We start from the raw sequence: 26,796 nt of genomic DNA on the forward strand, positions 1-26,796 counted from the left end.
TTGCGAATCATACATTGGCGATAAAACACATGGAGTGTTTTTATGTCAAGTTGGGGGCTATATGGCCCCCATTTTTTTATTTATACCAATCAAATACTGCACAAAATATTAAATTAAGCGGCATGCTTGCGTGATTGAACCAAGCCATTAATAAAATGTGGACGTGTTTTGATTAGATAGGTCATTTCCTCAGCACTCGGCTCACCTGCAGGTAAACGTAATACATCGCGATTTAAATAATTTCGCGCCGGCATCGATATCTTGTATTCTGCCGTTGGTCCTTGAATCGCATAGTGGCGCTCATTTCCAAGCATCTCAAGTATACTGCTATGAACTAGATTTTTAACTGCTAACTCATTTTGCGGCAGGGTTAAAATAGTCTGTCCCTGTAAAAAGAATTCGCGTAACAAGGCTCGTTCTGCCGGATCGAGTAGCTTCACTTTTGCTTCGATGGTTTCTACTGTGCGTTTTTGGCGAAAAAACACAATAGACTCATCAACCACAAAGGCAAAAATTTGACTTAAAAAATACGCGACTCCCATTATTAGTCCTAAGCCAATAAACTGACCATATTGATTGACTAGGTGATCTAACGATAAAAACGCCAGTAAATCTTTAGGCGCAAACAGTAAACTAGTACATGTTACAACAACCCATGTCATAGCACTTACGAATAAACGTTTGCTATTAAACAACTTTATTGAACCTACTTTTATTTTCATCATAGCTTACCCGTAGTGTCAGATTTTTGATCATACTGACTTAAAGCAAAATATATGCCATAAAAAACATCACTAACATTATCTTTATTTACACCATTTCAATTCCATATTAGGACATTCAAGCTATGCTTGAATAAAATTCAGAAAGTTGGAATTAACACTAGCGCAACAAGCTGTAAGCTCGTATTTTATATGTCACTCATCATTGATAATTAATCACATTGAAGAAAATATGCTGATATTCATACGACAATTACTCCAGAGCCCTATTGCCCGAAAGTTAACACTGTCTATCGTGGTGTTTAGCTCTTTGATTACGATTGTGACGACAGCTTATCAGCTTATAAGTGATTATCAGGAGGATGTGAATAGAATTGATCGCGTATTTTCAAGTATAGAAGCGGTAAATTTAGAAGTATTAGCATCCAGTGTTTGGGTAATAGACGAAGACTTAATTAACACTCAACTCTATGGTTTAAGCCAATTACCTGACATTAAATATATTTCTATCCGTGATGACAGTAATCAAGAATGGCATTTTGGTGAGTATCAGAAAACGGCCGTTATCGAAAAGCAATTTCCGTTGATTTATACCAACAATGAAAATATTCCTGTTGGGACCCTTACAGTACAAGCCGATCTCAATGCCATTTATGATCGTCTGTATAATAAAACAATACTGATTTTACTGTCCAACGCGATCAAAACCTTCTTCGTTGCTGGTTTTATTTTGTTTTTGGTCTGGTTCAATGTCACCAAACATCTGCGCCAATTAAGCCAATATTGTGATGAAATTAGCTTAGACAATCCCTTTACGCCCTTAAATTTTAACCGTAAGCCACAACGTGATGAGTTCAGTTTAGTCGCCGAAGCAGTCAATACAATGCAGCAACAAATTCGAGGATCTTATCAAGATCTGCAGCAATCAAAAGTCGATTTAATGCATGCCGTTGAAGATCGAGATCGCTTACTATTATTAGAGCGTAGTTATAAAGATGAACTTGCTCGCCAAGTAAAAGAGCAAACCAGAGAACTTGAACAATCACTGCAAATGTTAAAACGAACACAACAAGTGCTGATAGAAAAAGAGAAAATGGCCGCATTAGGAGGATTAGTTTCCGGCGTCGCCCATGAAATTAATACCCCGATAGGTATTTGTTTAACGGCTGCAAGTTCACAATTGGCTTATGTAGAAGATCTGATCAAGCTTATCCATAGCGATCATGCCACATTAGAACAAATCAATGGGATTTTAGAGCAATACCAAAAAAGCAGTCAGTTAATTGTGAGTAATATCACTCGTGCCAGTTATTTAATCCAGCAGTTTAAATCTATTGCGGCAGAACAAAGCCAAGAAAAATACACTCTATTTAATCTTAATCACCAATTACGCGATATTACCGACTCAACCTTAATGATATTTTCGCCGCAAAAGGTTGAGATAACAGTCAATATTGATGAGCAATTGCAGGTTTACACTAATGCCAGCCTACTCTCCCAAGCTATTAATAACGTGATATCAAATGCATTTTTACATGCATTTAAAGATACCTCACAAGCGAAAATCTGCATTAATGTTATAACTAAACCTGACACTATTGATATCGAAATTCAAAATAATGGTGCGCTTATTCCAAGTGATATTGCAGAGCATATATTTGAACCCTTCTTTACCACCGCTCGCCACAAAGGTGGCGTCGGCTTAGGGCTCGCAGCTGCATTTAATGCAATTACGCAGATAAAAGGAAGCATTCGCTATGTTGCTATGTCACCCCTTGGAGGACCTATGTTCGTGATAAGCGTGCCGCGATAACATCATTAAGGCAGCACTTAACGGCGTTAATCTGTTCTCGCGGCTAATTTACTCAGTACACGACTCACAGCAACAAAAGCAAATGTTCCCGTCACCATAGTAATGGCGCCAAAACCAGAAGCGCAATCCATCCGCATACTGCCTTGTGCTGTCTCCTTAGTGTTGCATACGCTGCCATCAACTTGAGGATAGACTAGATGTTGGGTCGAAAACACCGCATCTACCGCAAAGCGGCGCTGAATATTTTTAGTAAAATTATAATCTTTGCGTAATATGTTGCGCACTTTTGCCAACAATGGATCTTGTACTGTTTTAGCCAAGTCAGTCACTTGAATTAAGGTCGGATCGGTTTGGCCGCCAGCACCACCGATAGTCACTAGGGCAATTTTATTGCGCTTACACCAAGCAATTAAACCTGCTTTAGGTTTTACCGCATCAATACAGTCAATCACATAATCAATATCACCCCCCTGTGAGGCTGGCTTAAAATACTCCGCCAGATTGTCTAAAGTAATAAAATCTTCTACTTCATTAACCACACACTCGGGATTGATTTCACCAATGCGTTTTGCCATAACCTCGACTTTTGATTGGCCGATAGTAGAGGTTAATGCATGTATTTGGCGATTGGTATTGGTAACACAAATATCGTCTAAATCGATAAGGGTGATCTGTCCTATACCACTTCTCGCTAGAGCTTCAGCGACCCAAGTTCCGACACCACCGATACCCACAACCACCACATGTGCTTTTGAAAAAGTCGCGAGTGCTGCTTGACCATATAAACGGCCGACACCAGCAAAACGATGAGTATAAGATTCTGACAACATTGGTTACGCCCTAATTAACGACTATTTTTTTCGCGGCTAATTTTAAACGATTTATCGCCAAAGCTAAACGTTTGTCACGATTTGCTCGACATGAATCTGATTAAGGTGGCGGTTCAAGTTATTCATAAGCATCTGATGTAAGCATTTACTGATAATGATCCACATCAACTTGGATAAGTGTTGCGATAAAGCAATCAAAAATAACCTGTGGTTAAACTATCCAAATAAAACTGACACTTTAGTTACTAAAAAGTGGATTGATACCTCAAGAGCATGTCTATTACGAATTAATACAAGCAATTAATCTTCGCAATAAGCCAGGAACAGCATTTTGTAGTGGTCAATAAAGGCCTCACTCTGGAGGTAATCAAATATAAATGGGTCGCTCAAACTAATCGATTATCACAAAACGCTTAAAAAATGCTTAATTTATGACCTTATTAGACTAAAGAGATCAATTTATCATTCAATATTCGCGATGATTAAATTAACATGGGCTAAAATACAATTCTGCAACTTTTGTGGATGAGCGCTAGCCGATTTTACATAAATAGGTACGCCCCTAAGAGGCAGATTTAAGACATATATTGATTTAATTACACAGATGGTCGCTGATATCACAGATTTATCGACAAAATTTCAAGTTGGGCTTGTTTATTTGATCTAGCCCACACTATGAAGGAACTAAATCTGTGAAAATCTGCACCAGATTGTTACAGAATTAAATCTGCGACAAACTTCACTAACTAAAACCATGAAAAATGGAATATAGAACATAACGTTCTAGGGAGCATGAAAGATGAAAAAAACCTTAATCTCTGCATCGGTAGCATCAGTACTCACATTAGTTTCTTTCGCTACACTTGCTGAAGGCCCAAGTTTCTATGGTCGTTTAGATTTAGCTGTGACTAATTCTGATAAAGGCGCTACAACTCAAAATGGTAAAGAAGGCACAGTATTAGAAAACAACTTTTCTAACTTAGGCGTAAAAGGTAGTGAAAAGTTTGCTAACGGTATTGAACTGTTATACCAAATGGAATTCCAAGTTGAAAATACCACTCAAACTGAAGGCAAAAATGGCAGTGACGAAGTTGTATTTAAAGCGCGTAACACATTCTTAGGTTTAAAAAGTGACGCTGGTACTGTGTTAGTCGGCCGTAACGATACAGTATTCAAACAATCTGAAGGTGGCATCGATTTATTCGGTAACTTTAACGCCGATATCGATCGTATGATTGGTGGCCAATTACGTAGAGCTGACGGTATTTGGTACTACTCACCAGTGATTGCTGGTTTAGTCACATTAAACGCAACTTATTTAATGGATGACAACTACGAAGGTTCAGATGAAGACCAATATGCATTAAGTGCAACCCTTGGTGACAAAGGTCTTAAAGCACAACCTTATTATATTGCTGCAGCTTATAACACTATTGGTGGTATTGATGCTTATCGTGGTGTGGCGCAAGTTAAGCTAGGTGAGTTCAAGCTTGGTGGTTTATACCAAAACACTGAAAGCCAAACCACTGATCAAGAAGGTGATTCTTTCTTCCTTAACGTATCTTACAACCTAAACGGCGTAAACTTAAAAGCTGAATACGGTCAAGATGAAGCTGGTTTTGGTAGCTACTACAAAAATATTAAAGAAGCAACAGGTACTGACGTAAACATCACTCAAATTACTGTGGGTGCTGACTATCGTATCTCTAAGTCAACCTTAGTTTATGGTCACTATGCTATGTATGAAGGCGACCACAAAGTCGGTACTGCTACTGTTGATTTAGAAGATGACAATATCTTCACTGTTGGTGCACGTTACGACTTCTAATCATAGTGCTAGCCGCTTCGGCTTAACAGCATAAATGATTAAAAATGCCAGTCTATGTAGACTGGCATTTTTGTATTTGTAATATCATCATTACGATGTGGTCATCAGATGTTAAACAGTGATTTAAAATTAGGCTGTTGCACTTTACGATTAACAACCGTCAGCTAAGCAATCACTTGATTGAACACTTCAACATGATGTGACTCAACTAACTCTGGCATCACATGGTGAAAGTAATGCTCAATCGCATCTTTAGCGCAATGCTGATCAAACGCAGCTCGGTCGACAAACTTTTCCACAAAGGCGACTTTATTGTCATCATCAATACTGATATTCAGTTCATAACGAATACAGCCTAGCTCACGTCGAGTATCTGGAACTAAACTTGCCAATGCAGCCACTAAGGCATCGCGTTTTCCTGCTTTAGCGGTAAACTGAGCGACACAAACAATTTGTTGGGTGTTTATTGCGTAATCTGACATTATTTTCCCTTACATTAATAAATTAACAGCATATCTAAATGCTCAATCCCATCTTCAAGATACACTGCAGAATTAACCACGAAACCATGCTGTTGATAAAACTGACGTAAATAATCTTGCGCACCGATTTGGATATTGTCATTGGGCCAATGTCGTTTGGCTATACTAATAGCTCTTTGCATTAATTGATTAGCAATCCCCTGACCCCGTGTTACTTTCGCCACAGCAACACGGCCAATACTGGCCTGAGGATAACTCAGGCTAGGTGCTAACACACGACTATAGGCCACGACATGGCCAAGATCGTCCAGCCCAAGTAAGTGCCTTGTTTGCGGATGTTTGTCTTTACCATCTAACTCAGGGTACGGACAATTTTGTTCCACCACAAACACATCAACTCGAAGTTGTAATAACCCATAAAGTTGTTCCAGCGTCAATTCAGAAAAGCCAACATCTACCCATTGTAATGTCATCACAAACCTTATTTATCCCTGCTCTATACGCCATATTAGCATGATTAATGTAACTCACTAGGCTCATCTGATGGGCTTTTTTCTGGGGGTTTTCGAATAAATAATACTGCAAAGACTGCGATAAAAAGAAAACATGCCATAATAAAAAACACATCATTATAGGCTTGAATATACGCTTGTTGTGACATGGTTTTAGCAAGTAAAGCATAAGCTTGCGAGTTAGCGCTTACAGCGTCCGAGCCAGCAGTTTGTAATATCGAACTGGTGTGAGCGATATAATTATAGGCTTGCGAACTCACGGCGGGTAACGTTTCTTTTATGTGTGCCAAATGCCCCCTTGCGAGGTTATCGGTTAATGTTGCCACCAAAGCGATACCAAACGCCCCACCTAAATTACGCATCACATTGAGCACAGTCGATGCCGAAGCATTTTCATGTGGTTTTAAATGCATGGTCGCCAAAATACCAATAGGAACTAAGATAAACGGTTGCCCCAAGGCGCGTACGATTTGCGAGGTAATCATCTGATCGCCCGCATAATCAAGAGTCATATTGCTATTCATGTAATAACTGGTGGCAAATAAAGCAAATCCAAGTGCCGCCAAATAACGCGGATCAAACTTCTGCATTAACTTAGGCACTAAAGGTAGCACCAGTAATTGTGGAAAACCCATCCACATAATGACTTCACCTATTTCTAGCGGAGTGTAGTCATGAATTTGTGATAGATATAAGGGGATCATGTAAATGGCCCCAAATAATGCCATACCGAGTAAAAAATATGCCACGGTAGACAAGGCAAAATCACGCTGAGCAAGCAGACGGATATTGACTAAGGGTTGTGCTTTACGTAACTGAATCCAAATAAATAGACTGATATTAATGGCGGCAATTATCGCGAGGTTACGAATAAGATCTGAACCAAACCAGTCTTTACGATTGCCCTCTTCTAGCACCACTTCTAGGCAACCCATACCCAGTGCCATCGTCACAATACCGGAATAATCAGCATCTTTTAACTTTTCCCAAATAATGGGTTTGCGCTCTAAACCATAAGCTAACATCGCCATTACCAATAAGCCTGGCGGAACATTAATATAAAATAAATAATGCCAACTAAATTGCTCAGTTAACCAGCCTCCCAGCGTCGGCCCAATAGAAGGGGCAAATGTGGCCGTCACCCCAAACAAAGCCATACCCATAGCACGTTTATTGTCAGGTAAGCACTCAAGTATGAGTCTAAATGCTAACGGAATTAATGCTCCACCGAAGAACCCCTGCAAGGCACGAAAAGCAATCATCGACTCAAGGTTCCAAGACAAAGAACATAATATCGATGCCAAGATAAAAGCCGCTGTGGTCCAGAGTAAATAACGTCGAGTCGATAATCCGGTACTTAACCAACCCGAAAGGGGAATCGCGATCATCTCTGCCACTAAATAGGCGGTAGCAATCCAGCTACCCTCCTCTAAAGTGGCGCCTAAACTACCTTGGATCTCTTTCATCGACGCATTGGTGATTTGAATATCCAAAATCGCCATAAATGCACCAATTAGGCCGCCCGCAACGGCTATCCAAGATCGGACACTACCACGCTGGTACCCAGTCGGTTTATCATCCTGTTTACTAGCAGAGCTAACTTCAGAAGCATTTACCTCTGCAGTTGATTGACTCATATTAATGCCCTGCTGCCGCTAACGTGGCTTGATCAGCGGACGACTTAGCCAGCGCCTGAGATTGAGCAGCAGATTCAGTATCGACTTCAACCACCGCACTCAGTCCAGGCAAAATACGTCCAATAGCAGATGAAGACTGCTTTCGTTCAAGCCGAATGCGCACCGGAATACGTTGAACAATTTTAGTAAAGTTACCGGTCGCATTTTCTGCAGGTAACAAGCTAAATTTAGAGCCCGATGCTGGAGCTAAGCTGTCGATAAATCCACTAAACACCTCATCAGGATAGGCATCGAAACTGACGTTAACGCTTTGTCCGGCTTGCATGTGCTCAATTTGAGTTTCTTTAAAGTTAGCAGTTACCCACACTTGAGTATCTGGTACTAAACTAAACAATGCCTGTCCCGGTTGAACATACTGGCCTACCATGGCACCACGCTTACCTATAATGCCTGAAAATGGCGCTGTAACGCGTGTATCAGCCAATTGAATATTGGCTAATTCGACACTAGCCTCAGCCTGCTTAACATCTGCTTGCACTTGCAATAGCTGAGCATTAAACACTGATAATTCACGCTGTTTAGCCACCAATGCAGCTTGAGCTTCATCGACATGTGCCGAGGCAGAATCGAAACCCGCCTGAAGTTGGTCAACATCATTTTGTGAGCTGTAATTACTGACTTTTAATTTTTGTGAACGTTTTAATTGTTGCTGGGCGATTAACTGTTCAGACTGTGAGGCCACAACAGCAGCCTTAGCCTGATTAATTAACGCTTGCTGCAAATCAACCTTCGCCGCCAAGGTTTGCAAGTTAGCTTGCGAGCTGGCTAATAAGGCTTTACTTTGGGCTAGCTTGGCAACAAATTGGCTATCTTCAAGTTGAGCCAATAGTTCACCTTTGCTGACATGTTGATTATCTACCACGGTAGACTGGACAATATAACCTGGCACTTTGACACTGATATTAGAAATATCGGCCTCGACATAAGCATTATCCGTTGATTCTATAAATCGAACTTGTGACCACCAATAAACACCGGCAACAACTAATACAAGGATAATACTTGGCACTAATACTAAGCGCTTATTGATAGACATGTTTGACTCCTAATTTATTCTCGCCTAGTTTACTACTGTTTCCTTTAGTTTATTAGATAGTAAAAATATAACCCACTGTTCCACAGGTGTAACAATATGGATCTAAATCGTGTACAAATTTTCTCACAGGTGGTTGAACAAGGCAGTTTTACTGGTGCAGCCAAAGCTTTAGGGATCACCAAAGCCACAGTGAGCAGAAAGGTTGCTGAACTCGAAGCCGATGCCGGTGTGCTATTACTATTTAGAACCACTCGATCATTAAAACTGACCGAAGCGGGTTCGAGTTATTACCATCGCATCAGTAAAATTTTGCAAGATTTACAAAATGCCGAAGACTTACTCAGCGCAAGCCAACAAGATATTAAAGGCAATTTAAAAGTAATTTGTCCTATCGAGCTAGGTCAGTTATATCTGGGGCGGATTCTTGCGCGTTTTTTGGCGACTTATCCCAACATTACCATTGATGCAGAACTGACTAACCGCAAAGTAGATGTAATAGAAGAAGGCGTCGATTTCTTATTTCAAATTACCGAACAACACGATCCAAAGCTGCAAAGTTACTCTCTGGTGACCGCAAGCAGACAATTAATGGCAAGTCCAAGTTACCTTAAACGTCATGGAGCTCCCGCAACACCGCAGGACTTAATGAATCATACTGCAATCAAGCTTCAATCTGCCCATATTGATGGTGGCTGGCGTATTTTTGATGGCATCAAATGGCTAGATCTCGATCCACCAGCACAGCTGAAGGTCAATAATGTTACCTTTGCCCGAGAGGCAGCCATTGAAGGCCTAGGTATTACCGCGGTACCGGTTTTTATTGCTCAAGAAGCTATTGATAGTAAGCAACTACTGCCAGTATTAGAAGATTTCCCCATGATGCAAACTAAGGTCACACTCAGCTTTCCAAAGCGAATATATCTTCCACGAAAATACCGAGTATTCATCGAATTTTTATATGATGCCCTGTTTCAGCGTTGGGGAGATGGTGTGCTGGAAATCCCCGACTTTATAGTACAAAACAATCATAATTAAAGATGAGTTTTTAAGCACAAAATAATCTATAGGATATATAGATATTTTTAACTGACTAGGTGCTAGTATCAACTCAATAAAGTGATTAATTGAGATCGTAGAGGTCAGCTTTCGCACTATTAATTCGCAATATCAATGATAAGTTTGGTTCAGGAAATTGTTCAAAGGCTAGGTAAGTATTAAGCGACTGATCCATTGTCTGCTTCAATACTAACCACACACATTACATTTATTAGTCACGCATTATGCGCGCTAGGAGCTATACAAATGAGCAAAGAACGTAATAATTCAAAAGAAGCGAAGAAAAAACCGGCATTATCTTTAAAAGAGAAACGTGCAGTTAAGCAGTCAAAAAATTCACCTGAAAATTTTGCCAGCAAGATCAAATAATTTATGCGTCGTTTAACCTATAAATAGCTTGATGCAGGCATGCTGAGCACATAAAAATACCGAGCTAATTGCTCGGTATTTTTTGTTTAGCGCTTATTTATTCGCGCCCTGCTTAACAGATGGCTAGAACTTGTACTTCACGCCCACTTTAAGCTGCCAAGCAGATTTGTTGATGTCATAAGTATCGTAATTGTTAGTCTCAATACCATCTTGGCCAAATGGAACAGAATAAGTATAAACTCCCGTCGTCGCATTGTAGTCATGATCAACTAACTTAGCATTATTAAAACTTTGGTATTCAACCACGCCCCAATCTTCATTAACTAGGTTAAGTACGTTTTTGATATCAAAGTATAAAATACCTTTATGCTCGTCAGTAAATCCTGGCAACTCTTGCGTAAAGCGGAAGTCTAACTGATGTATCCATGGCTGGTTGTCAGTACCTTTTGGCGCTATACCACCGGCATATTGGCCTAAACCAATTTCATCAATAGCCGCTTTAAACTCCTCATAAGTTAATCCACCTGCATACTGAACATTGGCATCATCAGCACCCGTTGGAATGTAAGGTAAGTAATATGATGCGCCAGCAAACTTACTTTGATCACCTAAATTACCATCACGATATGAACCTAGTGTCCAGGTTAATGGGTTACCTTCACGAGCTTCGTAGAATAAGTTAAAGCTAGAGTTGTAACCTGCAACAAACTCTACATCATAACCCAAGCTAAAGGTGAAGCGATGCGGTGTTTCATAATAGCCAGTCCCCATAGTGGTGCCATTACGATCATATTGTACTGGAGTATATTGATAATTAGACGTTGCTGTAGATGACGAGCCTTGGTTGCCTTCTTCAACTGAGTTATATGCATAGCCCGCACGCATGCTAAGGCCCATATCCCACTCTTTGGCAATCGAGAAACTTAACGTCTTACTTGAGCCATCTTCTTCTGCATTGGTTAACATGAGGTCATAACGCTCGGTATTACCACCAGCACCATTATTGGCTAATGGGTCCCATGTTTCGTATACCACACGGCCAGTGGCATCGGTTTTCACTTGGCGACGGGCTAAATCAACCCAAGCTAAGTCGTTTTCTTTTTGAATGTATAAAAATTCACCACCCACAAACCAATTATCACCTAAAGCACCTAAATCCCATGTACTGTCAAACCCAATACTTGCACGCCAGTCAGAAGGTAACTCAAAGTTAGGATCGATAGCATTAACATTACCGTCGCCCCCGACTAACCCCGCTTGAGCATCAGCTGGGACATTACCAAAATCTGGGGTGCCCCAAGCTGGGTTCCAACCATCGTTATAGCTTAATAAGCTGTTGCCATCATTTGAAAAACTATTTGAAATCCATACTGATGGCGAGCCACCACTGTAACGACCCACACCACCGTATAGGGTCACGTCATCGCTTAACAGGTATTTAAGCCCTACGCGAGGTAACCAAATATCTTGGCCATCTAAGGTTTCGTTGTTAGCAAAACCATATCGATTAACAAAATTTTCATTTATGGCTGGTTTATCTGACATGCTAATGGTTTCATAACGCATGCCGAACGTGAGCTCTAAATCGGCCGTAATATCCCATGTGTCTTCAACAAATAATGCCAAGGTGTCCATGTTAAAATTGGCACTTACATCATTTGGATTACCAGAGGTTGCATTTTGATAACGGAAACCATCGACAGTACCTGTCGCTAAGTTATCAATAGAATCAAACTCCCAATTACCCAACACATCTTGAGCAAATAAGTTAAATATTTCGACGCTATTGTATTGAGCACCAAAGCCAACATCATGATCGCCTAAGTAATAGTCGCCCACAAAACGTAGCTCAAGATTTTGGTTATTTAATTCATTTGCTTGGCGAGAACTGTCAGTACCAAAAATAACTTTATCACCGGACTTTTCGAAAGTTTGTACCGACACCATACCAATGCCTAAGTCATCAATGGTTTTCGATTTAGTGGTGGTATCTTTATAAGCAATTTTGATCTCAGTACTAAAATCGTCAGTCCAATCGCTATATAAGTTTGCCGCGTAGGTTTCTAAAGTCTCTTCTTTATCATACCAAGTGCTTGATAATTTTAATGACGAACTATTCGATGACATGTTGTTAGTTAAATTACCTACGGTCGATTGGTAAGTAAAACTAGCACGGTGTTGGTCATTAATATTCCAATCCACTTTAGCTAAGATTTTTTCATCTTTTTCTTGTGGTGAGGTGGTGTAACCGCCAATGCTATCAAGACCATAAACAGACTGGGCAATTTGCTCAATTCGAATAAGCTCTTCTGAAGTCACATCTGACTCATTGGCAAAACCAGCGCCCTTTGGCCCCCACTCAGCTGATTTTGGCGCATCAAAGTTTTCATATGAGCCAAAGAAAAACAGGGTATCTTTAATTAGAGGAAAGCCAACCGTGCCACCAAATGTGGTTTCTTCAAAATCTTGGGTTAAGGTGTCACCAGAGTCTTGGTCTTTACCATCACCAGCCATACTATCATTGGTGGTTTCCCAAAAAACCGTCCCAGATAAATCATTGGTGCCAGACTTAGTGACCGCGTTAATTTGCGCACCAGTAAAGCCACCACTACGAGCGGAATAAGGCGATACGTTTAGGGCAACACTCTCTACTGCGTCGATAGAAATAGGTGAACGCTGAGTTGGATAGCCATTTGAATTAAGGCCAAAATCATCGTTTTGAGAAATACCATCGACGACGAAAGTGTTAAAACGTGGATTCATGCCTGCCACGCTCATTGAAATACCGTCAGTGCCCACAACAGCCATTGGGTTTTGGCGTAATACATCTTTTAAATCACGGCTAATACCGGGTGCATTAGCAATATCTTGCTCACCAAAATCACTGTTACTGCCGGCACTTCGATAATAACTCGCATTGCCAACGACACCTACACGCTCCATCGCAGAAATGGCCTCTAGCGTGCGGTTAAAACGGAATGTTTCGCCTAATCCTAAGTAGACATTGTCTTCAACTGTGTCAGCAAACACATCAGAATCAACTTTGATAATATAAGGACCACCGACACGCAAACCGCGGGCAGTAAACTGCCCGTTGGCACTCACAGGAACTTCAGTAACAGTTCCGGTTGGCTGGTGGATAATAGTAATTTTTGCATCAGTCACAGCATTACCCGCAGGACCTATAATCTGACCACGAATATCAGATGCGGTATCGGCCGCCATTGCAGGTAGAGCAATTCCCATAGCAAAACATGTCGCCAGCGCGAGACGACTCATCTTATGATTAAGCAACATTTCAAACCCCTGAATATTTTTATATTTTAATGTTTAGTTACCCGTTTATCGGGCTTGGTAAATCAATAGAGCAAAAACTTCAGGGCGAAGTCTAAGGTCGATATGTTGCATTTTAATGTCATTTTTAAACGAAAAAAGCCACAGAAAAACAACTTTGGAGTAACACATAAATGTCATATTGTTGCTATATAGTCGCGACTCGAGTCTGTGTCACGACATAAAAATCATCTCGTATGCTGGCACATTAAAGACGCGCTTCTTGCTTTAGAAATAATAATGAATGGGAAATTTTTTATGAAATCGTCTGTTTTACTGAATAACATGTTATTGCTGGTGAGCTGTGCTTTGTTCACCTTAACATTCAGCCTCCCAGCCAAAGCATTTGGTCAATTAGGTCACAGAATTATAGGCCAAATCGCTCAAGCCAATTTGTCCCCAACAGCTCAACAGCAAATAAACCAACTGACAGATGGCGAAGGCTTAGCACAAATGTCGACTTGGGCAGATGAAATCCGCTCCGATAAGACCTGGAATCGTGCTGCCCCATGGCATTACATTTCAATTGAAGACGATGAAACATGGAAGACCGTTAAGCGTAATCCTGATGGCGATATCATCGAAAGTTTACAACGCTTTGAAAAAGTATTGGTGAACCCTAAAGCCAGCCAGCAAGAAAAATGGCAAGCATTGGCATTTTACGTACATTTTGTTGGCGACATTCACCAACCGCTACATGTGGGTCATAGCCATGATAAAGGTGGCAATACCGTTAATCTGAAGTGGTTCGGTGAACAAACAAATTTGCATACAGTGTGGGACAGCAAACTAATAGAACAGCAGCAGTTAAGCTATACAGAGTACAGTGATTTTTTAAAGCGTATTAACGAGCAACAACGCCAAAAGTGGATAGGTCAAAGCTATTACCAATGGGCAGATGAGTCAAAAGCATTAAGGCAAGGTACTTACCAGCTCGAACAGAATTATCAAGGTGAAGACGATTTACGTTTTAACTATGTATTTACCAGTAAACCAATTATCGAGCAGCGATTGCAGCAAGCAGGCATCAGATTGGCAGAAAAACTCAATGCTATTTTTAACTAGCGCTATTACTAGTTGTTATCTTTATTGTGGGCCAGCAATGTTTTAGCTTAATAAAAAGCCAGTGATATTTATCACTGGCTTTGTTATGTGCTTAACTCACTTTAGTTAACCTATTTGGTGTAACAGATTACGAGCAACAGCCCTTCTCTTTATGGCCTTTTGGGATCATGTCCCACAATACTTTGGCCATTAACACCGCAAGCACAATGCCAGAAACAGCCACGATGCCTTGAGGTAATAAGGCATGCTCTTGACCAATTTGCGGCATCACTTCAAAACCAAAGGTATCGACTAAATAATTGACTAATATACCGAAGACTAATGCTACACCAATCACGCCACCAAGATAGCCATATAATGCGCGCTTACCTAGCTCTTTAGTCACCACACCTAAAGTGGCAATATTGGTCGCAGGCCCCGCCATCATAAATACCAATACTGCACCTGGTGATACCCCAGCTAATAGCAAACCAGCAGCAATGGGGGTTGAAGCAGTGGCGCAGATGTACATCGGGATCGACACCAGTACCATCACTAACATCGCCAGAATACCGTCGCCCCACTTAACTAAAAAGTCAGCCGGCACATAAGTCTGCACGATGGCGGCGAAAAATAATCCGACTAATAGCCACAAAGTTGTGTCTTTAACTAAATCTGTTGCGGCGTAATGCAAACCCGATAACACTCGGCTGAATACGCTGTTGTGCTTCAATTCTGTTGCCATATCTTGGGTCGAAGCGCAGCAACTGGCTTGATCGCTGCTTTCACTTGGCGCCTGGCTTTGCGCTTTAGAGGCGCAACAACTGCTTGTTGCTGCCACTTCAGCTTGCGGCTCAATTTTACTACTGCAACAGCTTGATGTAACCGTTTCGTCTTTTACTTCATCTTTCACTGTCGCGCTGCAACAGCTTGAGGGTACAGATTCAATGGGTTTATCAGCGGCTTTAGAGGCACAACAACTCTGCTTTGCTTCTGCAGTATTGGTTGAAAATGAACGCGCTGGCGCCATCGGGCTCAACACAGACTCAGGCTTAACTGATGCTGAGTTAATCGCCGTCATTTTTACGCTAGCAGTTTGCATTGTACTAGCAGGGGTTTTATGTGTTGATTTTGTTTCAGGACTAGGCGTTGATTTAGAGCCACAACACGATGAAACTGCTTTGGCACTTGTTGAGGCATCTGTTGCCGTTTGCCCTTTTGCAGATGCTGATGCTGATGCTGGAATACCGTCATCGTCATCACGGCCGACTAACAACCCCGCCACTATCGCACTGGTAATCGCCGCAATCGGACGCACAATAGCCATAAAAGGCCCGAGCAAAACATAGGATACGGTAATAGAGTCAACGCCAGTTTCTGGGGTCGATACTAAAAAAGAGGTGGTCGCCGCTTTTGAGGCGCCAGCTCGACGCAAACCGACTGCAGCAGGAATAACACCACAGGAACATAAAGGCAAAGGCGCGCCTAATAATGCCGCCTTCACCACGGTTTTCATTCCATGGCCACCGAGTTGCTTTTGCATCCATACCATAGGCACAAATACTTTTAACAGCCCAGCAAGCACTAGACCCAGCAACAACCACGGAGCAGACTCTAAAAATAAGTGCAGAAAATTGGTCAATAACATGCTTAATCCTTATGACCTGGTTGAGAAAAATGATGATGTTCTTTTTTAGCAATAATGTGTTTGTCTGACGACTCTAACGCTTCAAGTATTGAGCAATGCTCAGCACTATCAGGTCCGCCACAGCAGGTATTCGATAAACTCTTCAGTGAAGTGGCAAAATGTTGTAGCTCAGCTAACTTGGCTTCGACTTGCTCAAGCTTAGTATCGACTAAGCCTTTAACATCGGCACATGCGCGGTTTGACTTGTCCACTTCAATAGACAGCAAATCGGCAATTTCATTAAGCGAAAAACCAACCGCTTTAGCACGTAAAATAAATTTAAGTCGCTCGGAATCACTACTGTTATAGAGTCGATAACCGGCATCTGAACGGCTTGATGGTGATAATAAGCCGTGTTTTTCGTAAAACCGTAATGTGTCAGCCTTAATGTCGTACAAGGCAGAAAGTTCGCCTATTCGATACATATCGTCACCGCCGCTTGAGATAATGAAGCCATCAATCTAGTGTAGATTTTACCTGAGTATAAACCTTAGAGTTTAATCCAAGGTCAAGGGTTGTTTAATGATTATGTTTGCGTATCTTTGTTCTTATTTCAATATTGTGAAATCACGTAGAAAAAACACCTTAAAGAAGCGGATTACGATAAAATACGTCCGCCTGATCACAACACAGTCGGCCTAGAAGGTATTAAGCAATCGTAAAAACATTATGAGGGACTTTGGTAAAGCAGACTTAGCCTGATTCTGTTTTACGAAAGATCCTTAAAATCAAACTAGTGGACCCTGTACCTACATGAATAATGTCAGACCAATTCGTCGCGCGCTATTAAGCGTATCAGATAAAACTGGAATCCTTGAGTTTGCACAAGCGCTGCATGCACAAGGTGTCGAACTCCTGTCTACGGGCGGTACTGCAAAACTACTTGCAGACAACAACATCCCGGTAATTGAAGTTTCTGACTACACAGGTCACCCAGAAATTATGGATGGTCGTGTTAAAACCTTACATCCAAAAATTCACGGCGGCATTTTAGCGCGTCGTGGTATCGACGAAATCGTCATGGAACAAAACGCCATTAAGCCTATCGACTTAGTTGCAGTTAACTTGTATCCATTTGCAGAAACCGTTGCAAAACCAGGTTGTACCTTAGCGGACGCTGTTGAGAACATCGACATTGGCGGCCCAACCATGGTGCGTTCAACCGCGAAAAACCACAAAGACACTACAATTGTGGTTAATGCAAAAGATTACCGTCGCGTCATTACAGAAATGCAAGCTAACAACGGCAGCACCACGCTAGCAACGCGTTTTGACCTAGCGATTGCCGCATTTGAACATACCGCCGCCTATGACGGTATGATTGCTAATTACTTTGGCACTATGGTTCCGGCGCACAGTAACGACGAATGCCATGACGACTCAACATTCCCACGGACGTTTAATTCTCAGTTCATTAAAAAGCAAGATTTACGCTACGGTGAAAACAGCCATCAAAAAGCGGCGTTTTATGTTGATAACCAAATTGATGAAGCCTCTGTTGCCAGTGCGATTCAGTTACAAGGTAAGGCACTGTCTTACAATAATATCGCCGACACAGACTCTGCCCTTGAGTGTGTTAAAGAATTTGAAGGCCCTGCCTGCGTTATCGTTAAACATGCTAACCCTTGTGGCGTTGCATTAGGCGCTAACTTGTTAGAAGCTTATGACCGCGCATTTAAAACCGACCCAACTTCAGCGTTTGGTGGCATCATCGCCTTTAACCAAGAGTTAGATGCTGACACTGCGCAAGCGATTGTTGACCGTCAGTTTGTTGAAGTAATTATCGCCCCGAAAGTGAGCCAAGCTGCTCGCGATATTATTGCCGCTAAAGCTAATGTGCGTTTACTCGAATGTGGCCAGTGGAATACCAAAACCACAACGCTCGATTACAAACGCGTTAATGGCGGTTTATTAATACAAGATCGCGACCAAGGCATGGTCGACTTAGCCGACGTTAAAGTGGTATCTAAGCGTCAACCCAGTGCTGCAGAATTAAAAGACTTAATGTTCTGCTGGAAAGTGGCTAAGTTTGTTAAATCGAATGCTATTGTTTACGCCAAAGACGGCATGACGATCGGTGTGGGTGCAGGCCAAATGAGCCGCGTTTACTCAGCTAAAATAGCGGGTATTAAAGCTGCCGATGAAGGTCTAGTGGTTGAAAATTCAGTAATGGCATCAGATGCCTTCTTCCCATTCCGCGATGGTATCGACGCCGCTGCCGCGGCTGGTATTAGCTGCATTATCCAACCGGGTGGTTCTATTCGCGATGAAGAAATCATCGCCGCAGCAGACGAGCACGGTATGGCCATGGTATTTACTGGCATGCGCCACTTCCGCCACTAAGCAACGCTAATATCAAATATGGGTATCGCTTATCACTCATTTTTTTGCTAAATGCTTTTGCAAAAATAGATAACAAGCGATACTTTTTAAATTTTGTTTAAACGAATTAGAGCATAGCTATTTTTTCTAGTTCAATGAAAGCACGCGCAGCTTATAAGGATAAGTGGGCATGCTTGAAGCAGAAATAGAGAACATAGCGCAGCTATAAAAGGATTAAAGATGCAGGTACTTATAATTGGTGGCGGCGGTCGTGAACATGCTCTAGCTTGGAAAGCCGCTCAGTCTGCTCAAGTTGAAAAAGTTTTTGTTGCACCCGGTAATGCCGGTACTGCCTTAGAACCAAAATTAGAAAACGTTGCCATTGATGTAGAGCAAATTGACGCCTTAGTCGCCTTTGCCCAAGATAACGCTATTGCAATCACAATTGTCGGCCCAGAAGTTCCATTATCGTTAGGTGTCGTTGACGCTTTTAATGCCGCTGGTTTAGCGATTTTTGGCCCAACTAAAGGCGCTGCACAGCTTGAATCTTCAAAAGCCTTCACCAAAGACTTTTTAGCCCGTCATCATATTCCTACAGCTGAGTATTCAAACTTTACTGACATTCCATTAGCTAAAGCGTACGTGACTGAACTGACGAGCAAAACAGGCTTTCCAGTTGTGATTAAAGCCGACGGTTTGGCTGCGGGTAAAGGGGTGATTATCGCCGCAGATCAAGCCCAAGCTGATGCCGCCATTGATGACATGTTAGCAGGCAATAAGTTTGGTGATGCTGGTTCTCGTGTGGTGGTTGAAGAATTTTTAACAGGTGAAGAAGCCAGCTTTATCGTTATGGTAGACGGCAAAAATATTCTTGCTATGGCCACCAGCCAAGACCATAAAGCCCGAGATAATGGCGACTACGGCCCTAACACTGGCGGCATGGGTGCATATTCACCAGCTCCAGTGGTAACACAAGCTGTACACGACTGGACTATCGCTAATGTTATTCGCCCAACGGTTGATGGCATGGCGGCTGAAGGTAACGTCTATACTGGCTTTTTATACGCAGGTCTAATGATTGCACCAGACGGTAGCGCCAAAGTGCTTGAGTATAATTGCCGTTTTGGTGATCCTGAAACCCAACCGATCATGATGCGTTTACAGTCTGATATTGTGGAGCTTTGCTTAGCAGCAACTCGTGGCGAATTAGACAAAGTCACTGCAGACTTCGACCCACGTGCGGCTGTTGGTGTTGTTATGGCTGCAGGCGGGTATCCTGACGCGTATAACAAAGGCGATGTGATTGACGGCTTAACCCTTGGCGATACTAACGGGAAAGTGTTCCATGCAGGAACCTGCATCAAAGACGGCCATGCAGTGACGAATGGTGGCCGCGTGTTATGTGCTACCGCATTAGGAAATACCGTCACTGAAGCACAAAAAGCGGCTTACGCATTAGTGAATACCATCCACTGGGATGATGTCTATTTCCGTACCGATATTGCTTATCGCGCAATAGCTCGTGAGCAAGCTAAAGGCTAAATAGCGAGTATCATTTAGCCCATTATAAAAATCCCTGTGATGGCAACATCTCAGGGATTTTTCATTATTAACAATGTTGTGCGAAAAATTAATTACTGTTTAGATTATCCATCATCAGCCATTTTTTTGATTTAGATCACAAAAACATCTTATCCCATGGCGCAATCTACTAAGTCCAAAGGAGTGTGATGAGCTTTTCAGCTCTTTCAACTTCTGTACTTTAGATAGCCTATTCATAAAGATTTTGGAGGATTAAATGAAATTTTCTAGCGGCGACCTGATTTATCAAGGTGAAAAATCAGGGGTACACAACTGGAATACCGTGTCAGGAACCTCTTTTTATTGGCATCCTGATTGGTTACATATTGCAGAAGACATGACAGGTCACAGCGCGACAGCAAAACTCGATGTAGTCAAAGGAAAGGCGACTAAAGCAGATGCTGAAAAGACCATAATAAGTCATTTAAATAAATAATCTGTGTCATAGCAATACTGATGTATTGCGCATATCGCTCTATTAACGCTCTTCGTTTCCATGAGGATACGTCTGGTAACACCAGGTATCCTCGGCGGCTATTTATTCACACCAACCCTTATATATCACATATATAACCACACAAAGTACTTAACCAAGCACACTCATAGTTAACAGTAATAAAACCCCATCATAAAAATACCTGTTAAGCCCAACAATGTTCGACTTAACAGGTATTTTTATGTCAGGATGTGGACCTGTTACGAATAAGTTACCAACCTATTACGATAACACTTAGCCAACTCACACGAATGAGATATTGGTCAAAAATAATAACAACAAGGGAAGTACTATGTCTCAATCGGCGCCACAAAACCCATCTCCATCCGAGCACAAAAAACCTACTTTATTCGATGCTCTTATCCCCGTTTTTGCGCTAATTATTATGCTCGCGGCGGCAGTGTATCTTTTTTCATCAGACAGTTCCTCTGGCGCTAACCAAATTGCCCTAGTGCTGGCGGCGTGTATTGCGATGATTATCGGTTATAAAAATGGTTATAGCTGGAATCAAATGGAGCGCGGTATTGTAAAAAGTATTGGCGTAGCCACAGGCGCATTGCTGATTTTATTCAGCGTGGGGTCACTGATTGGTACCTGGATTCTCGCTGGTACAGTACCAACGATGATTTATTACGGTATGCAAATCCTTAACCCTGATTATTTTTACACCGCCTGCTGCTTACTGTGTGCAGTAGTCGCGCTGAGTATTGGTAGCTCTTGGACAGTAGCCGGTACGCTTGGTATTGCATTGGTGGGAATTTCTTCAGCGATGGGGTTAGATGTTAATATCACTGCTGGCGCTATTATCAGTGGCGCTTATTTTGGTGACAAAATGTCGCCAATGTCAGACACCACCAACCTTGCTCCAGCAGTTGCGGGTACAGATATTTTTAGCCACATTCGCCACATGACGTGGACCACTGTACCCAGCATTATCATTGCACTTATTGGTTTTACCTTTTTAGGCCTGACCGCAGATGCCGCACCAATTGAAAACCAACTGACCGATACTCTGGCATTACTGGATCAAACTTATCATCCGGGAATACATTTATTAATACCATTATTAGTGGTGTTATATTTAGCGAACCGAAAAATGCCAGCATTCCCAACGGTCATATTAGGCACCTTGGCGGGCGCGGTATGTGCAGCGCTATTTCAGTTTGATAACGTGATAGCCTTTGTACACGATGACACCTTGCTACCCATTGTCGCCCTTGTGAAAGGTATCTGGATAGCCATGTTTGACGGCTATGTTGCTAACACTGGTGATGCTGTATTAGACAGCTTATTAAGTCGCGGCGGCATGAGCAGTATGGTAACGACAGTATGGCTCATACTGTGTGCGATGGCCTTTGGTGGCGTGATGGAAGTGACCGGATTATTAAGCCGCATTTTAGAAAGCATTCTTACTGTAGTAAGCGGTACCACCAGTTTGATCATTACCACTCTGGGAGTGTGTATTGGCGCTAACATCATTACTGCAGACCAATACATTGCCATCGTACTGCCAGGCAGAATGTTAAAAGTAGAGTACACTCGCCGTAAATTAGCCGCAGTTAATTTAAGCCGCACACTAGAAGATGCTGCAACAGTAACCAGCCCACTAGTGCCTTGGAATACCTGTGGCGCATTTATGGCAAGTACCCTAGGTGTTGCAACTATCGCTTACCTACCCTACGCCTTTTTTAACCTAGTTTGCCCATTGGTGAGTGCTTCTTATGCTTATTTTAATTTTAAAATCGAGCCATTAGACGAAACTAAAATCAGCACAGGTGAAGTGGTCGGTTAACCAAAGCGATCTTTTAACCAGCCATAATGATAATAACCCCATTGCCCAAGCCGCCTTGCTTGGGTAAAGGGGAATCTCGGCAGTGGTTGCTGATACAAGGGTAAATTGGGCAAAGCTTCACCGGCAATACTTTGCGCTAAGCGATACGCAGCTTGGCTACTAAAAGACACTCCAGCACCGCAATATCCTAAGCTATACCCCACACCACCTTTGCTGTACACATGAGGCATATCATCCATTGCGGCAGCAATCCACCCGGTCCAGTTATAGGCAATGGCTTTATTAGTTAAGCTTGGAAAGCACTTATTTAACGCCATTTTTAAACGCTCGCCGTAAACAGGGTTACCAGCATCTTTACCCCACACCGCGCCTCGGCCACCAAACAATAAACGGTTGTCGGGTAATAATCGGTAATAATATTTTAAAATACGGGTATCCATGGTCACTTGATGAGTATGTAAACCCGCTTCTGTAAGCTCTTGAGCGGTAAGCGGCTGGGTCACAATAACATTGCTTAGTATTGGTAAAAACTTATCGTCTACGCGGTGATTAAACCGTTTAGGTGTATAAGCATTGCCAGCCATGATCACTTTATTGGCAACCAGTTCCCCACTGTCGGTGATCAGACGATGTTTACCACCCTCTTCAATCCAATCTAACACGCACGACTGTTCAGAAATCGTCACCCCTTGAGCTTGCACCATCGCTTTATAACCGAGCAGTAACTTTAACGGATTGACCCCAAAACCGTCTTTTAGGCGAAGCGCACCAAAAGCTTGATGATGATCTAAATACTGCGTCCGAAAGTCTTGGCTTGAAATAAATTCAGCACCTGAATCTTGGCTACTTGCTAGGTTTTGTTGAATATAATTGGCGGCATTTTGCAGCGACACTAGCGCCTTGGGATTATGCGCTACTTTTAAGTATCCCGCCTCTTGCGGTTCACAAGCAATACAGTGCTGTTTTATCAGACCATCAACTCTAGCCACTGCTTGAGTAAACTCATCATATATCCCCTTAGTCGTCGCTAAGTCCCAACGCTGAGTCATTGCCGCATAACCTAAACGACCCGAGCCTTTTAATACAAAACCGGCATTGCGGGCACTGGCACCAAAACCGACTTGGTTGGCCTCAAGTACATGGCAATCAATATTGAATTCGGTTGCTAAATAATACGCCGTTAATAAGCCGGTATAGCCGCCCCCGACAATGGCGACATCAGTTTTTTGGCGACCCAATAATGGTGCCGTCGGCTCGGGTAATGCTTGGGTGCTTGCCCAATAACTGGAGGCGAACTTTTGCTTATTGGGGTGAGAATTAATCAGCGGATCGTACATATTAGTCTTCTTTTTTTATTATTGATTTAGACAGTAGACATTAAAATACCAGCAACATTTCGCAGGCAACACAGTGACAATCTTCACCACATAACACGCAAATATAATCTTCGCCCATATAACGTTGATGCCAACGCTGAGGATGTTGCTTGATCAGCTTACCACCTGCCTTGGTAAAATAACGCACCGCAGCATTATTAGGGCTTTGCTGCCATAAATGACTCACTCCCGCCTTAGCGCCTTGTGCCATGACTGCCGCTTTAGAGGCTGCTAACAACTTACCACCAAGCCCTTGACCGCGGCCAGATTCAGCAATGGTGTTTGATTTGAAATAACACACATCATTAAAATCAACGCCCCATAGATCAACAGTGCACCATTGATCTTGCGGCCATTGTCCTGCGGCATACGTTAACCGAAAGCCAATAAGTTGTTCATTTTCAAGTGCGACAAAATTGGCATTAATGCCCTTTTTTATCCCTTTATGGTAAATAGCTGTTAGTTCAGCCAAATCCATATAGCCACTTCCGTGGACGATTTCACCTAAGTTGATCACCGCGTCAAAGTCAGTGGCAGTAAGCTCTCTAATCATATTCATTTTATTATTGTGAGTGTTAACACACTTTAGCACACGCCTATATTAGCGGCTACGATGTTAAGCCTTTGTAATAAATTGGCAAAAATTAGTTGAGACTCCTTATTCATACGGGCCGCAATTAAATAAAGCATTTTTGATTATGATCCTATACTAGATCATCCAAATCCATGACAGCTTGAGCATTGGCCAGCAAACATCTACAGACAAAGTTTTAGAGTTTACCTCTCTTAAACATGGCAAAATAGGCTCACAAATTGGCCGATCATGCCCTGCGTTACACTCCCGCCGGATGCAAAAGTCAAATCATCAATGCACTCCACAATGGTCAAAAATACTTGTTCGTGCGCGACTCTGGCGCAGGTATACCCTTGATGATCTTAAACAATTGGCGATAATCACATTGTCGTTTAACGCTAATCAAAGCCTGCCACAGTTCGGCGTCGGGCTGCCATCATCAGACAGTTATTAGGCTTATTGAAATATATAATTGGAATAGACAGCCAACCGAGTGTAGGCAGTGAATTTAAGATAGAGCTTGGTTACGCAGAGTTAGAGGTTGAATTTGTTGTGATTGAAAACATGAGGATCTCAACACTTTTAGTTGAATATAAAGGTACTTATAATAAATGAATTTCTTGGGCTCTAATTGGGACCAAATATAAAGTAGCCAGCCATTACTGGTATTAATATAATGACAAACGAGCACATAAAATATATAGCTCTTTTTTTATCACTTTTAGAAGTAAACTTCTGAACAGAATCTTCATCTATAGCTTGTGCAGCCTTTACTTTAACCGGTAAGAGCATTGCTACAGCATAACTCGGAATTCTCATCCCCATATTATCCCATTCCGGTATGCTTCCACCTGAAGCCTTAATTTTCTTCTCTATAGGGTGGACGGTCATTTGCGCAAAAACCAAATAAGCTATAAAGAAATTGACTAACGGAATACAGCAACACAACCAAAATATACTTTCATAATTTTCCATCATCAATTACCAATTACTGCTTGCATCATAAAGTTTACCCGTAATTTTTTTACCTGCTGTATCGAAACCCAATCCAACAAGGAAACCAACAGAAGCGGCTGCACCAACACCAATCACAACAGCCCATCCAACTGGTGTAAATGCTAGCGCAATACCAACTCCAATGCTATAAGCACTACCTGCCGCGACAGTTCCAGCCGCGAAACCTGCAGAAAAACCGACAGTTTCTTGCAAAGCCTGTTTTTCCCAATTACCGCCGCTCTCAAAGGTATCCCTTACTCCTGTCGCTCGAGAGTGAACATCCAGCAGTAATAGAGCATTACCACCAAATTTAGCTGCGCCAGCAAATTTACTTAATGATCTTAGTTCTTTTGCAGACGAAATTTGAATCGGTTTAGTCGTTCTAGCACTTTTGGCCTGATTAAGGCCACGATCAGCATTGTTCCAAATACTCGCCTTACGAGCTCTTGAGCTAGCTAGTCGTTTTGAAATTTCATTGTGAAACTGTGTATTTAACCGACTATGTAACTGCCGCGCCGTTTGTTCAAACTTAAGGACTTCTAGCTTTGGCATTTTTGAACGGTAAGCATTACGCACGTTTTCAAGCGCCATTTGGTATTCTTTTATTACGCTTTGTAATTGTGATAAATGATGACCCATAGCACCGATGGATGCTCCCATCATTGCTTTATTCTGCTCTGCAAAAAAATCTTTTGGTAAACTATCTAGCTGTTGATCATAGAAATCAGATAATGCTAATAGCATATCAGGCCCAACAGCTGCATTAACCTGCGCAATGGTTTGTCTTTGATGTAATGGTTTAGTTTTAAATTTACCTAATTCATTATTCAATAAATGGTCTTGAGTATATGCTGTTTTAAAACTATCCATGAAGTTAACTTGTGGAACACCTGGAGCCTGAAAAGTTGCTTCTAAGATTGATGGTGGTGTATTAGAACTAAGACCTGTTATCCGCCCTTTAGGGCAAATACAAATTTCAATTGGCATAATATCTTCCTTGATTAATTAAGTGCACATTTTAAATAAACGTTATGTTTGAACCACAATCTATAGCTCAAATGTAATTACGGATAATTTTATTATGTTTAACCTTTTCGTTCTATAGTCATAAATAACTATGATAAAAGCAGGGCCTACTCAAAAATGATAAGTATATTTTAACTGGCAATGTTAGAAAAACATCAAACAACTTTTAATTTTGGCAACAAAAAAGCGAATCCGAAGATTCGCTTTTTTTGTTAGTCAGTACC

Annotated in this window: 22 protein-coding genes; 9 read left to right on the plus strand and 13 right to left on the minus strand. The window is 41.8% G+C overall.

Going from position 1 to position 26,796, the window contains the following annotated elements:
• Positions 1-113 precede the first annotated feature (113 nt).
• Positions 114-725, minus strand: coding sequence for a superinfection exclusion B family protein (locus H5123_RS14445; RefSeq protein ID WP_124017285.1), 612 nt, complete (start codon positions 723-725; stop codon positions 114-116).
• 229 nt (positions 726-954) lie between these two features.
• Here H5123_RS14445 and H5123_RS14450 point away from each other — a divergent pair, with 229 nt between their 5' ends.
• Positions 955-2,535, plus strand: a complete 1,581-nt coding sequence (locus tag H5123_RS14450; protein WP_182698412.1) for an ATP-binding protein — start codon at positions 955-957, stop codon at positions 2,533-2,535.
• A 26-nt stretch (positions 2,536-2,561) separates the two neighbouring features.
• Here H5123_RS14450 and tcdA read toward each other — a convergent pair whose 3' ends face one another.
• Positions 2,562-3,365 carry a tRNA cyclic N6-threonylcarbamoyladenosine(37) synthase TcdA gene (tcdA, locus tag H5123_RS14455; protein ID WP_404948316.1) on the minus strand — a complete coding sequence of 268 codons (804 nt, stop codon included), beginning with the start codon at positions 3,363-3,365 and terminating at the stop codon, positions 2,562-2,564.
• A 799-nt stretch (positions 3,366-4,164) separates the two neighbouring features.
• Between tcdA and H5123_RS14460 the strand changes: the two genes are divergently transcribed.
• Positions 4,165-5,193 carry a porin gene (locus tag H5123_RS14460; protein ID WP_124017283.1) on the plus strand — a complete coding sequence of 343 codons (1,029 nt, stop codon included), beginning with the start codon at positions 4,165-4,167 and terminating at the stop codon, positions 5,191-5,193.
• A 164-nt stretch (positions 5,194-5,357) separates the two neighbouring features.
• Here H5123_RS14460 and H5123_RS14465 read toward each other — a convergent pair whose 3' ends face one another.
• The 4 genes from H5123_RS14465 to H5123_RS14480 are packed head-to-tail and all read right to left on the minus strand — an operon-like array spanning position 5,358 to position 8,920.
• A complete protein-coding gene (locus tag H5123_RS14465; RefSeq protein WP_124017282.1) occupies positions 5,358-5,675 on the minus strand; it encodes a putative quinol monooxygenase in 318 nt (105 codons plus the stop codon).
• Between the two features lie 14 nt (positions 5,676-5,689).
• A complete protein-coding gene (locus H5123_RS14470) occupies positions 5,690-6,148 on the minus strand; it encodes a GNAT family N-acetyltransferase (RefSeq protein ID WP_182698413.1) in 459 nt (152 codons plus the stop codon).
• 44 nt (positions 6,149-6,192) lie between these two features.
• A complete protein-coding gene (locus H5123_RS14475; protein WP_182698414.1) occupies positions 6,193-7,824 on the minus strand; it encodes a DHA2 family efflux MFS transporter permease subunit in 1,632 nt (543 codons plus the stop codon).
• 1 nt (position 7,825) lies between these two features.
• The gene (locus tag H5123_RS14480; protein WP_182698415.1) at positions 7,826-8,920 is read right to left on the minus strand and encodes an HlyD family secretion protein; all 1,095 of its coding nucleotides are present in this window, start codon (positions 8,918-8,920) and stop codon (positions 7,826-7,828) included.
• A 96-nt stretch (positions 8,921-9,016) separates the two neighbouring features.
• Here H5123_RS14480 and H5123_RS14485 point away from each other — a divergent pair, with 96 nt between their 5' ends.
• On the plus strand, positions 9,017-9,955 hold the full coding sequence (locus H5123_RS14485; RefSeq protein WP_124017278.1) for a LysR family transcriptional regulator: 939 nt from the start codon (positions 9,017-9,019) through the stop codon (positions 9,953-9,955).
• A 267-nt stretch (positions 9,956-10,222) separates the two neighbouring features.
• On the plus strand, positions 10,223-10,345 hold the full coding sequence (locus tag H5123_RS20670; RefSeq protein ID WP_011635985.1) for a hypothetical protein: 123 nt from the start codon (positions 10,223-10,225) through the stop codon (positions 10,343-10,345).
• Positions 10,346-10,468: 123 nt separating this feature from the next.
• On the opposite strand, the gene H5123_RS14490 is transcribed toward H5123_RS20670, so the two are convergent.
• On the minus strand, positions 10,469-13,642 hold the full coding sequence (locus H5123_RS14490; RefSeq protein WP_182698416.1) for a TonB-dependent receptor: 3,174 nt from the start codon (positions 13,640-13,642) through the stop codon (positions 10,469-10,471).
• A gap of 294 nt (positions 13,643-13,936) precedes the next feature.
• Between H5123_RS14490 and H5123_RS14495 the strand changes: the two genes are divergently transcribed.
• Complete coding sequence (locus H5123_RS14495) at positions 13,937-14,743, plus strand: S1/P1 nuclease (protein WP_182698417.1); 807 nt, start codon at positions 13,937-13,939, stop codon at positions 14,741-14,743.
• Between the two features lie 127 nt (positions 14,744-14,870).
• On the opposite strand, the gene H5123_RS14500 is transcribed toward H5123_RS14495, so the two are convergent.
• Together H5123_RS14500 and zntR are read right to left on the minus strand one after the other, a co-directional pair.
• Entirely contained in the window at positions 14,871-16,370 is a 1,500-nt protein-coding gene (locus H5123_RS14500) for an SO_0444 family Cu/Zn efflux transporter (protein ID WP_182698418.1), read from the minus strand.
• A 2-nt stretch (positions 16,371-16,372) separates the two neighbouring features.
• On the minus strand, positions 16,373-16,834 hold the full coding sequence (zntR, locus tag H5123_RS14505; protein ID WP_124017274.1) for a Zn(2+)-responsive transcriptional regulator: 462 nt from the start codon (positions 16,832-16,834) through the stop codon (positions 16,373-16,375).
• Between the two features lie 328 nt (positions 16,835-17,162).
• Here zntR and purH point away from each other — a divergent pair, with 328 nt between their 5' ends.
• The 4 genes from purH (at position 17,163) to nhaC (ending at position 22,600) form a co-directional block, all read left to right on the plus strand.
• The gene (gene purH, locus H5123_RS14510) at positions 17,163-18,752 is read left to right on the plus strand and encodes a bifunctional phosphoribosylaminoimidazolecarboxamide formyltransferase/IMP cyclohydrolase (RefSeq protein WP_182698419.1); all 1,590 of its coding nucleotides are present in this window, start codon (positions 17,163-17,165) and stop codon (positions 18,750-18,752) included.
• Positions 18,753-18,971: 219 nt separating this feature from the next.
• Positions 18,972-20,273 (plus strand): phosphoribosylamine--glycine ligase, encoded by a 1,302-nt coding sequence (purD, locus tag H5123_RS14515; protein WP_182698420.1) that lies wholly within the window; start codon positions 18,972-18,974, stop codon positions 20,271-20,273.
• 256 nt (positions 20,274-20,529) lie between these two features.
• A complete protein-coding gene (locus H5123_RS14520; protein ID WP_182698421.1) occupies positions 20,530-20,748 on the plus strand; it encodes a hypothetical protein in 219 nt (72 codons plus the stop codon).
• Positions 20,749-21,100: 352 nt separating this feature from the next.
• Complete coding sequence (nhaC, locus tag H5123_RS14525; RefSeq protein WP_182698422.1) at positions 21,101-22,600, plus strand: Na+/H+ antiporter NhaC; 1,500 nt, start codon at positions 21,101-21,103, stop codon at positions 22,598-22,600.
• Here the strand turns inward: nhaC and H5123_RS14530 are convergent.
• The 4 genes from H5123_RS14530 to H5123_RS20525 all read right to left on the minus strand — a co-directional run bounded on the left by H5123_RS14530 (position 22,597) and on the right by H5123_RS20525 (position 26,533).
• Positions 22,597-23,937, minus strand: coding sequence for an FAD-binding oxidoreductase (locus H5123_RS14530; RefSeq protein ID WP_182698423.1), 1,341 nt, complete (start codon positions 23,935-23,937; stop codon positions 22,597-22,599). The two genes, nhaC and H5123_RS14530, sit on opposite strands and share 4 nt — an antisense overlap.
• Positions 23,938-23,977: 40 nt before the next feature.
• Positions 23,978-24,529, minus strand: coding sequence for a GNAT family N-acetyltransferase (locus tag H5123_RS14535; protein ID WP_404948317.1), 552 nt, complete (start codon positions 24,527-24,529; stop codon positions 23,978-23,980).
• Positions 24,530-25,177: 648 nt separating this feature from the next.
• A complete protein-coding gene (locus H5123_RS14540; RefSeq protein WP_182698425.1) occupies positions 25,178-25,525 on the minus strand; it encodes a hypothetical protein in 348 nt (115 codons plus the stop codon).
• Between the two features lie 6 nt (positions 25,526-25,531).
• Positions 25,532-26,533: a hypothetical protein gene (locus H5123_RS20525; RefSeq protein WP_220487655.1), complete on the minus strand. Its 1,002-nt coding sequence runs from the start codon at positions 26,531-26,533 to the stop codon at positions 25,532-25,534.
• Positions 26,534-26,796: the final 263 nt, after the last annotated feature.

The sequence above is a fragment of the Shewanella sp. SR43-4 genome (assembly GCF_014163845.1).
GTDB lineage: Bacteria > Pseudomonadota > Gammaproteobacteria > Enterobacterales > Shewanellaceae > Shewanella > Shewanella vesiculosa.

Coding starts and splice junctions, on each gene's coding strand:
- H5123_RS14475 (WP_182698414.1), bottom strand. CDS start 7,824: ATGAGTCAATCAACTGCAGAGGTAAATGCTTCTGAAGTTAGCTCTGCT.
- zntR (WP_124017274.1), bottom strand. CDS start 16,834: ATGTATCGAATAGGCGAACTTTCTGCCTTGTACGACATTAAGGCTGAC.
- H5123_RS14485 (WP_124017278.1), top strand. CDS start 9,017: ATGGATCTAAATCGTGTACAAATTTTCTCACAGGTGGTTGAACAAGGC.
- H5123_RS14445 (WP_124017285.1), bottom strand. CDS start 725: ATGATGAAAATAAAAGTAGGTTCAATAAAGTTGTTTAATAGCAAACGT.
- H5123_RS14535 (WP_404948317.1), bottom strand. CDS start 24,529: ATGATTAGAGAGCTTACTGCCACTGACTTTGACGCGGTGATCAACTTA.
- purD (WP_182698420.1), top strand. CDS start 18,972: ATGCAGGTACTTATAATTGGTGGCGGCGGTCGTGAACATGCTCTAGCT.
- H5123_RS14470 (WP_182698413.1), bottom strand. CDS start 6,148: ATGACATTACAATGGGTAGATGTTGGCTTTTCTGAATTGACGCTGGAA.
- H5123_RS14450 (WP_182698412.1), top strand. CDS start 955: ATGCTGATATTCATACGACAATTACTCCAGAGCCCTATTGCCCGAAAG.
- purH (WP_182698419.1), top strand. CDS start 17,163: ATGAATAATGTCAGACCAATTCGTCGCGCGCTATTAAGCGTATCAGAT.
- H5123_RS14490 (WP_182698416.1), bottom strand. CDS start 13,642: ATGTTGCTTAATCATAAGATGAGTCGTCTCGCGCTGGCGACATGTTTT.
- H5123_RS14465 (WP_124017282.1), bottom strand. CDS start 5,675: ATGTCAGATTACGCAATAAACACCCAACAAATTGTTTGTGTCGCTCAG.
- H5123_RS20670 (WP_011635985.1), top strand. CDS start 10,223: ATGAGCAAAGAACGTAATAATTCAAAAGAAGCGAAGAAAAAACCGGCA.
- H5123_RS14460 (WP_124017283.1), top strand. CDS start 4,165: ATGAAAAAAACCTTAATCTCTGCATCGGTAGCATCAGTACTCACATTA.
- H5123_RS14520 (WP_182698421.1), top strand. CDS start 20,530: ATGAAATTTTCTAGCGGCGACCTGATTTATCAAGGTGAAAAATCAGGG.
- H5123_RS14500 (WP_182698418.1), bottom strand. CDS start 16,370: ATGTTATTGACCAATTTTCTGCACTTATTTTTAGAGTCTGCTCCGTGG.
- H5123_RS14530 (WP_182698423.1), bottom strand. CDS start 23,937: ATGTACGATCCGCTGATTAATTCTCACCCCAATAAGCAAAAGTTCGCC.
- H5123_RS14480 (WP_182698415.1), bottom strand. CDS start 8,920: ATGTCTATCAATAAGCGCTTAGTATTAGTGCCAAGTATTATCCTTGTA.
- H5123_RS14540 (WP_182698425.1), bottom strand. CDS start 25,525: ATGGAAAATTATGAAAGTATATTTTGGTTGTGTTGCTGTATTCCGTTA.
- nhaC (WP_182698422.1), top strand. CDS start 21,101: ATGTCTCAATCGGCGCCACAAAACCCATCTCCATCCGAGCACAAAAAA.
- H5123_RS14495 (WP_182698417.1), top strand. CDS start 13,937: ATGAAATCGTCTGTTTTACTGAATAACATGTTATTGCTGGTGAGCTGT.
- tcdA (WP_404948316.1), bottom strand. CDS start 3,365: ATGTTGTCAGAATCTTATACTCATCGTTTTGCTGGTGTCGGCCGTTTA.
- H5123_RS20525 (WP_220487655.1), bottom strand. CDS start 26,533: ATGCCAATTGAAATTTGTATTTGCCCTAAAGGGCGGATAACAGGTCTT.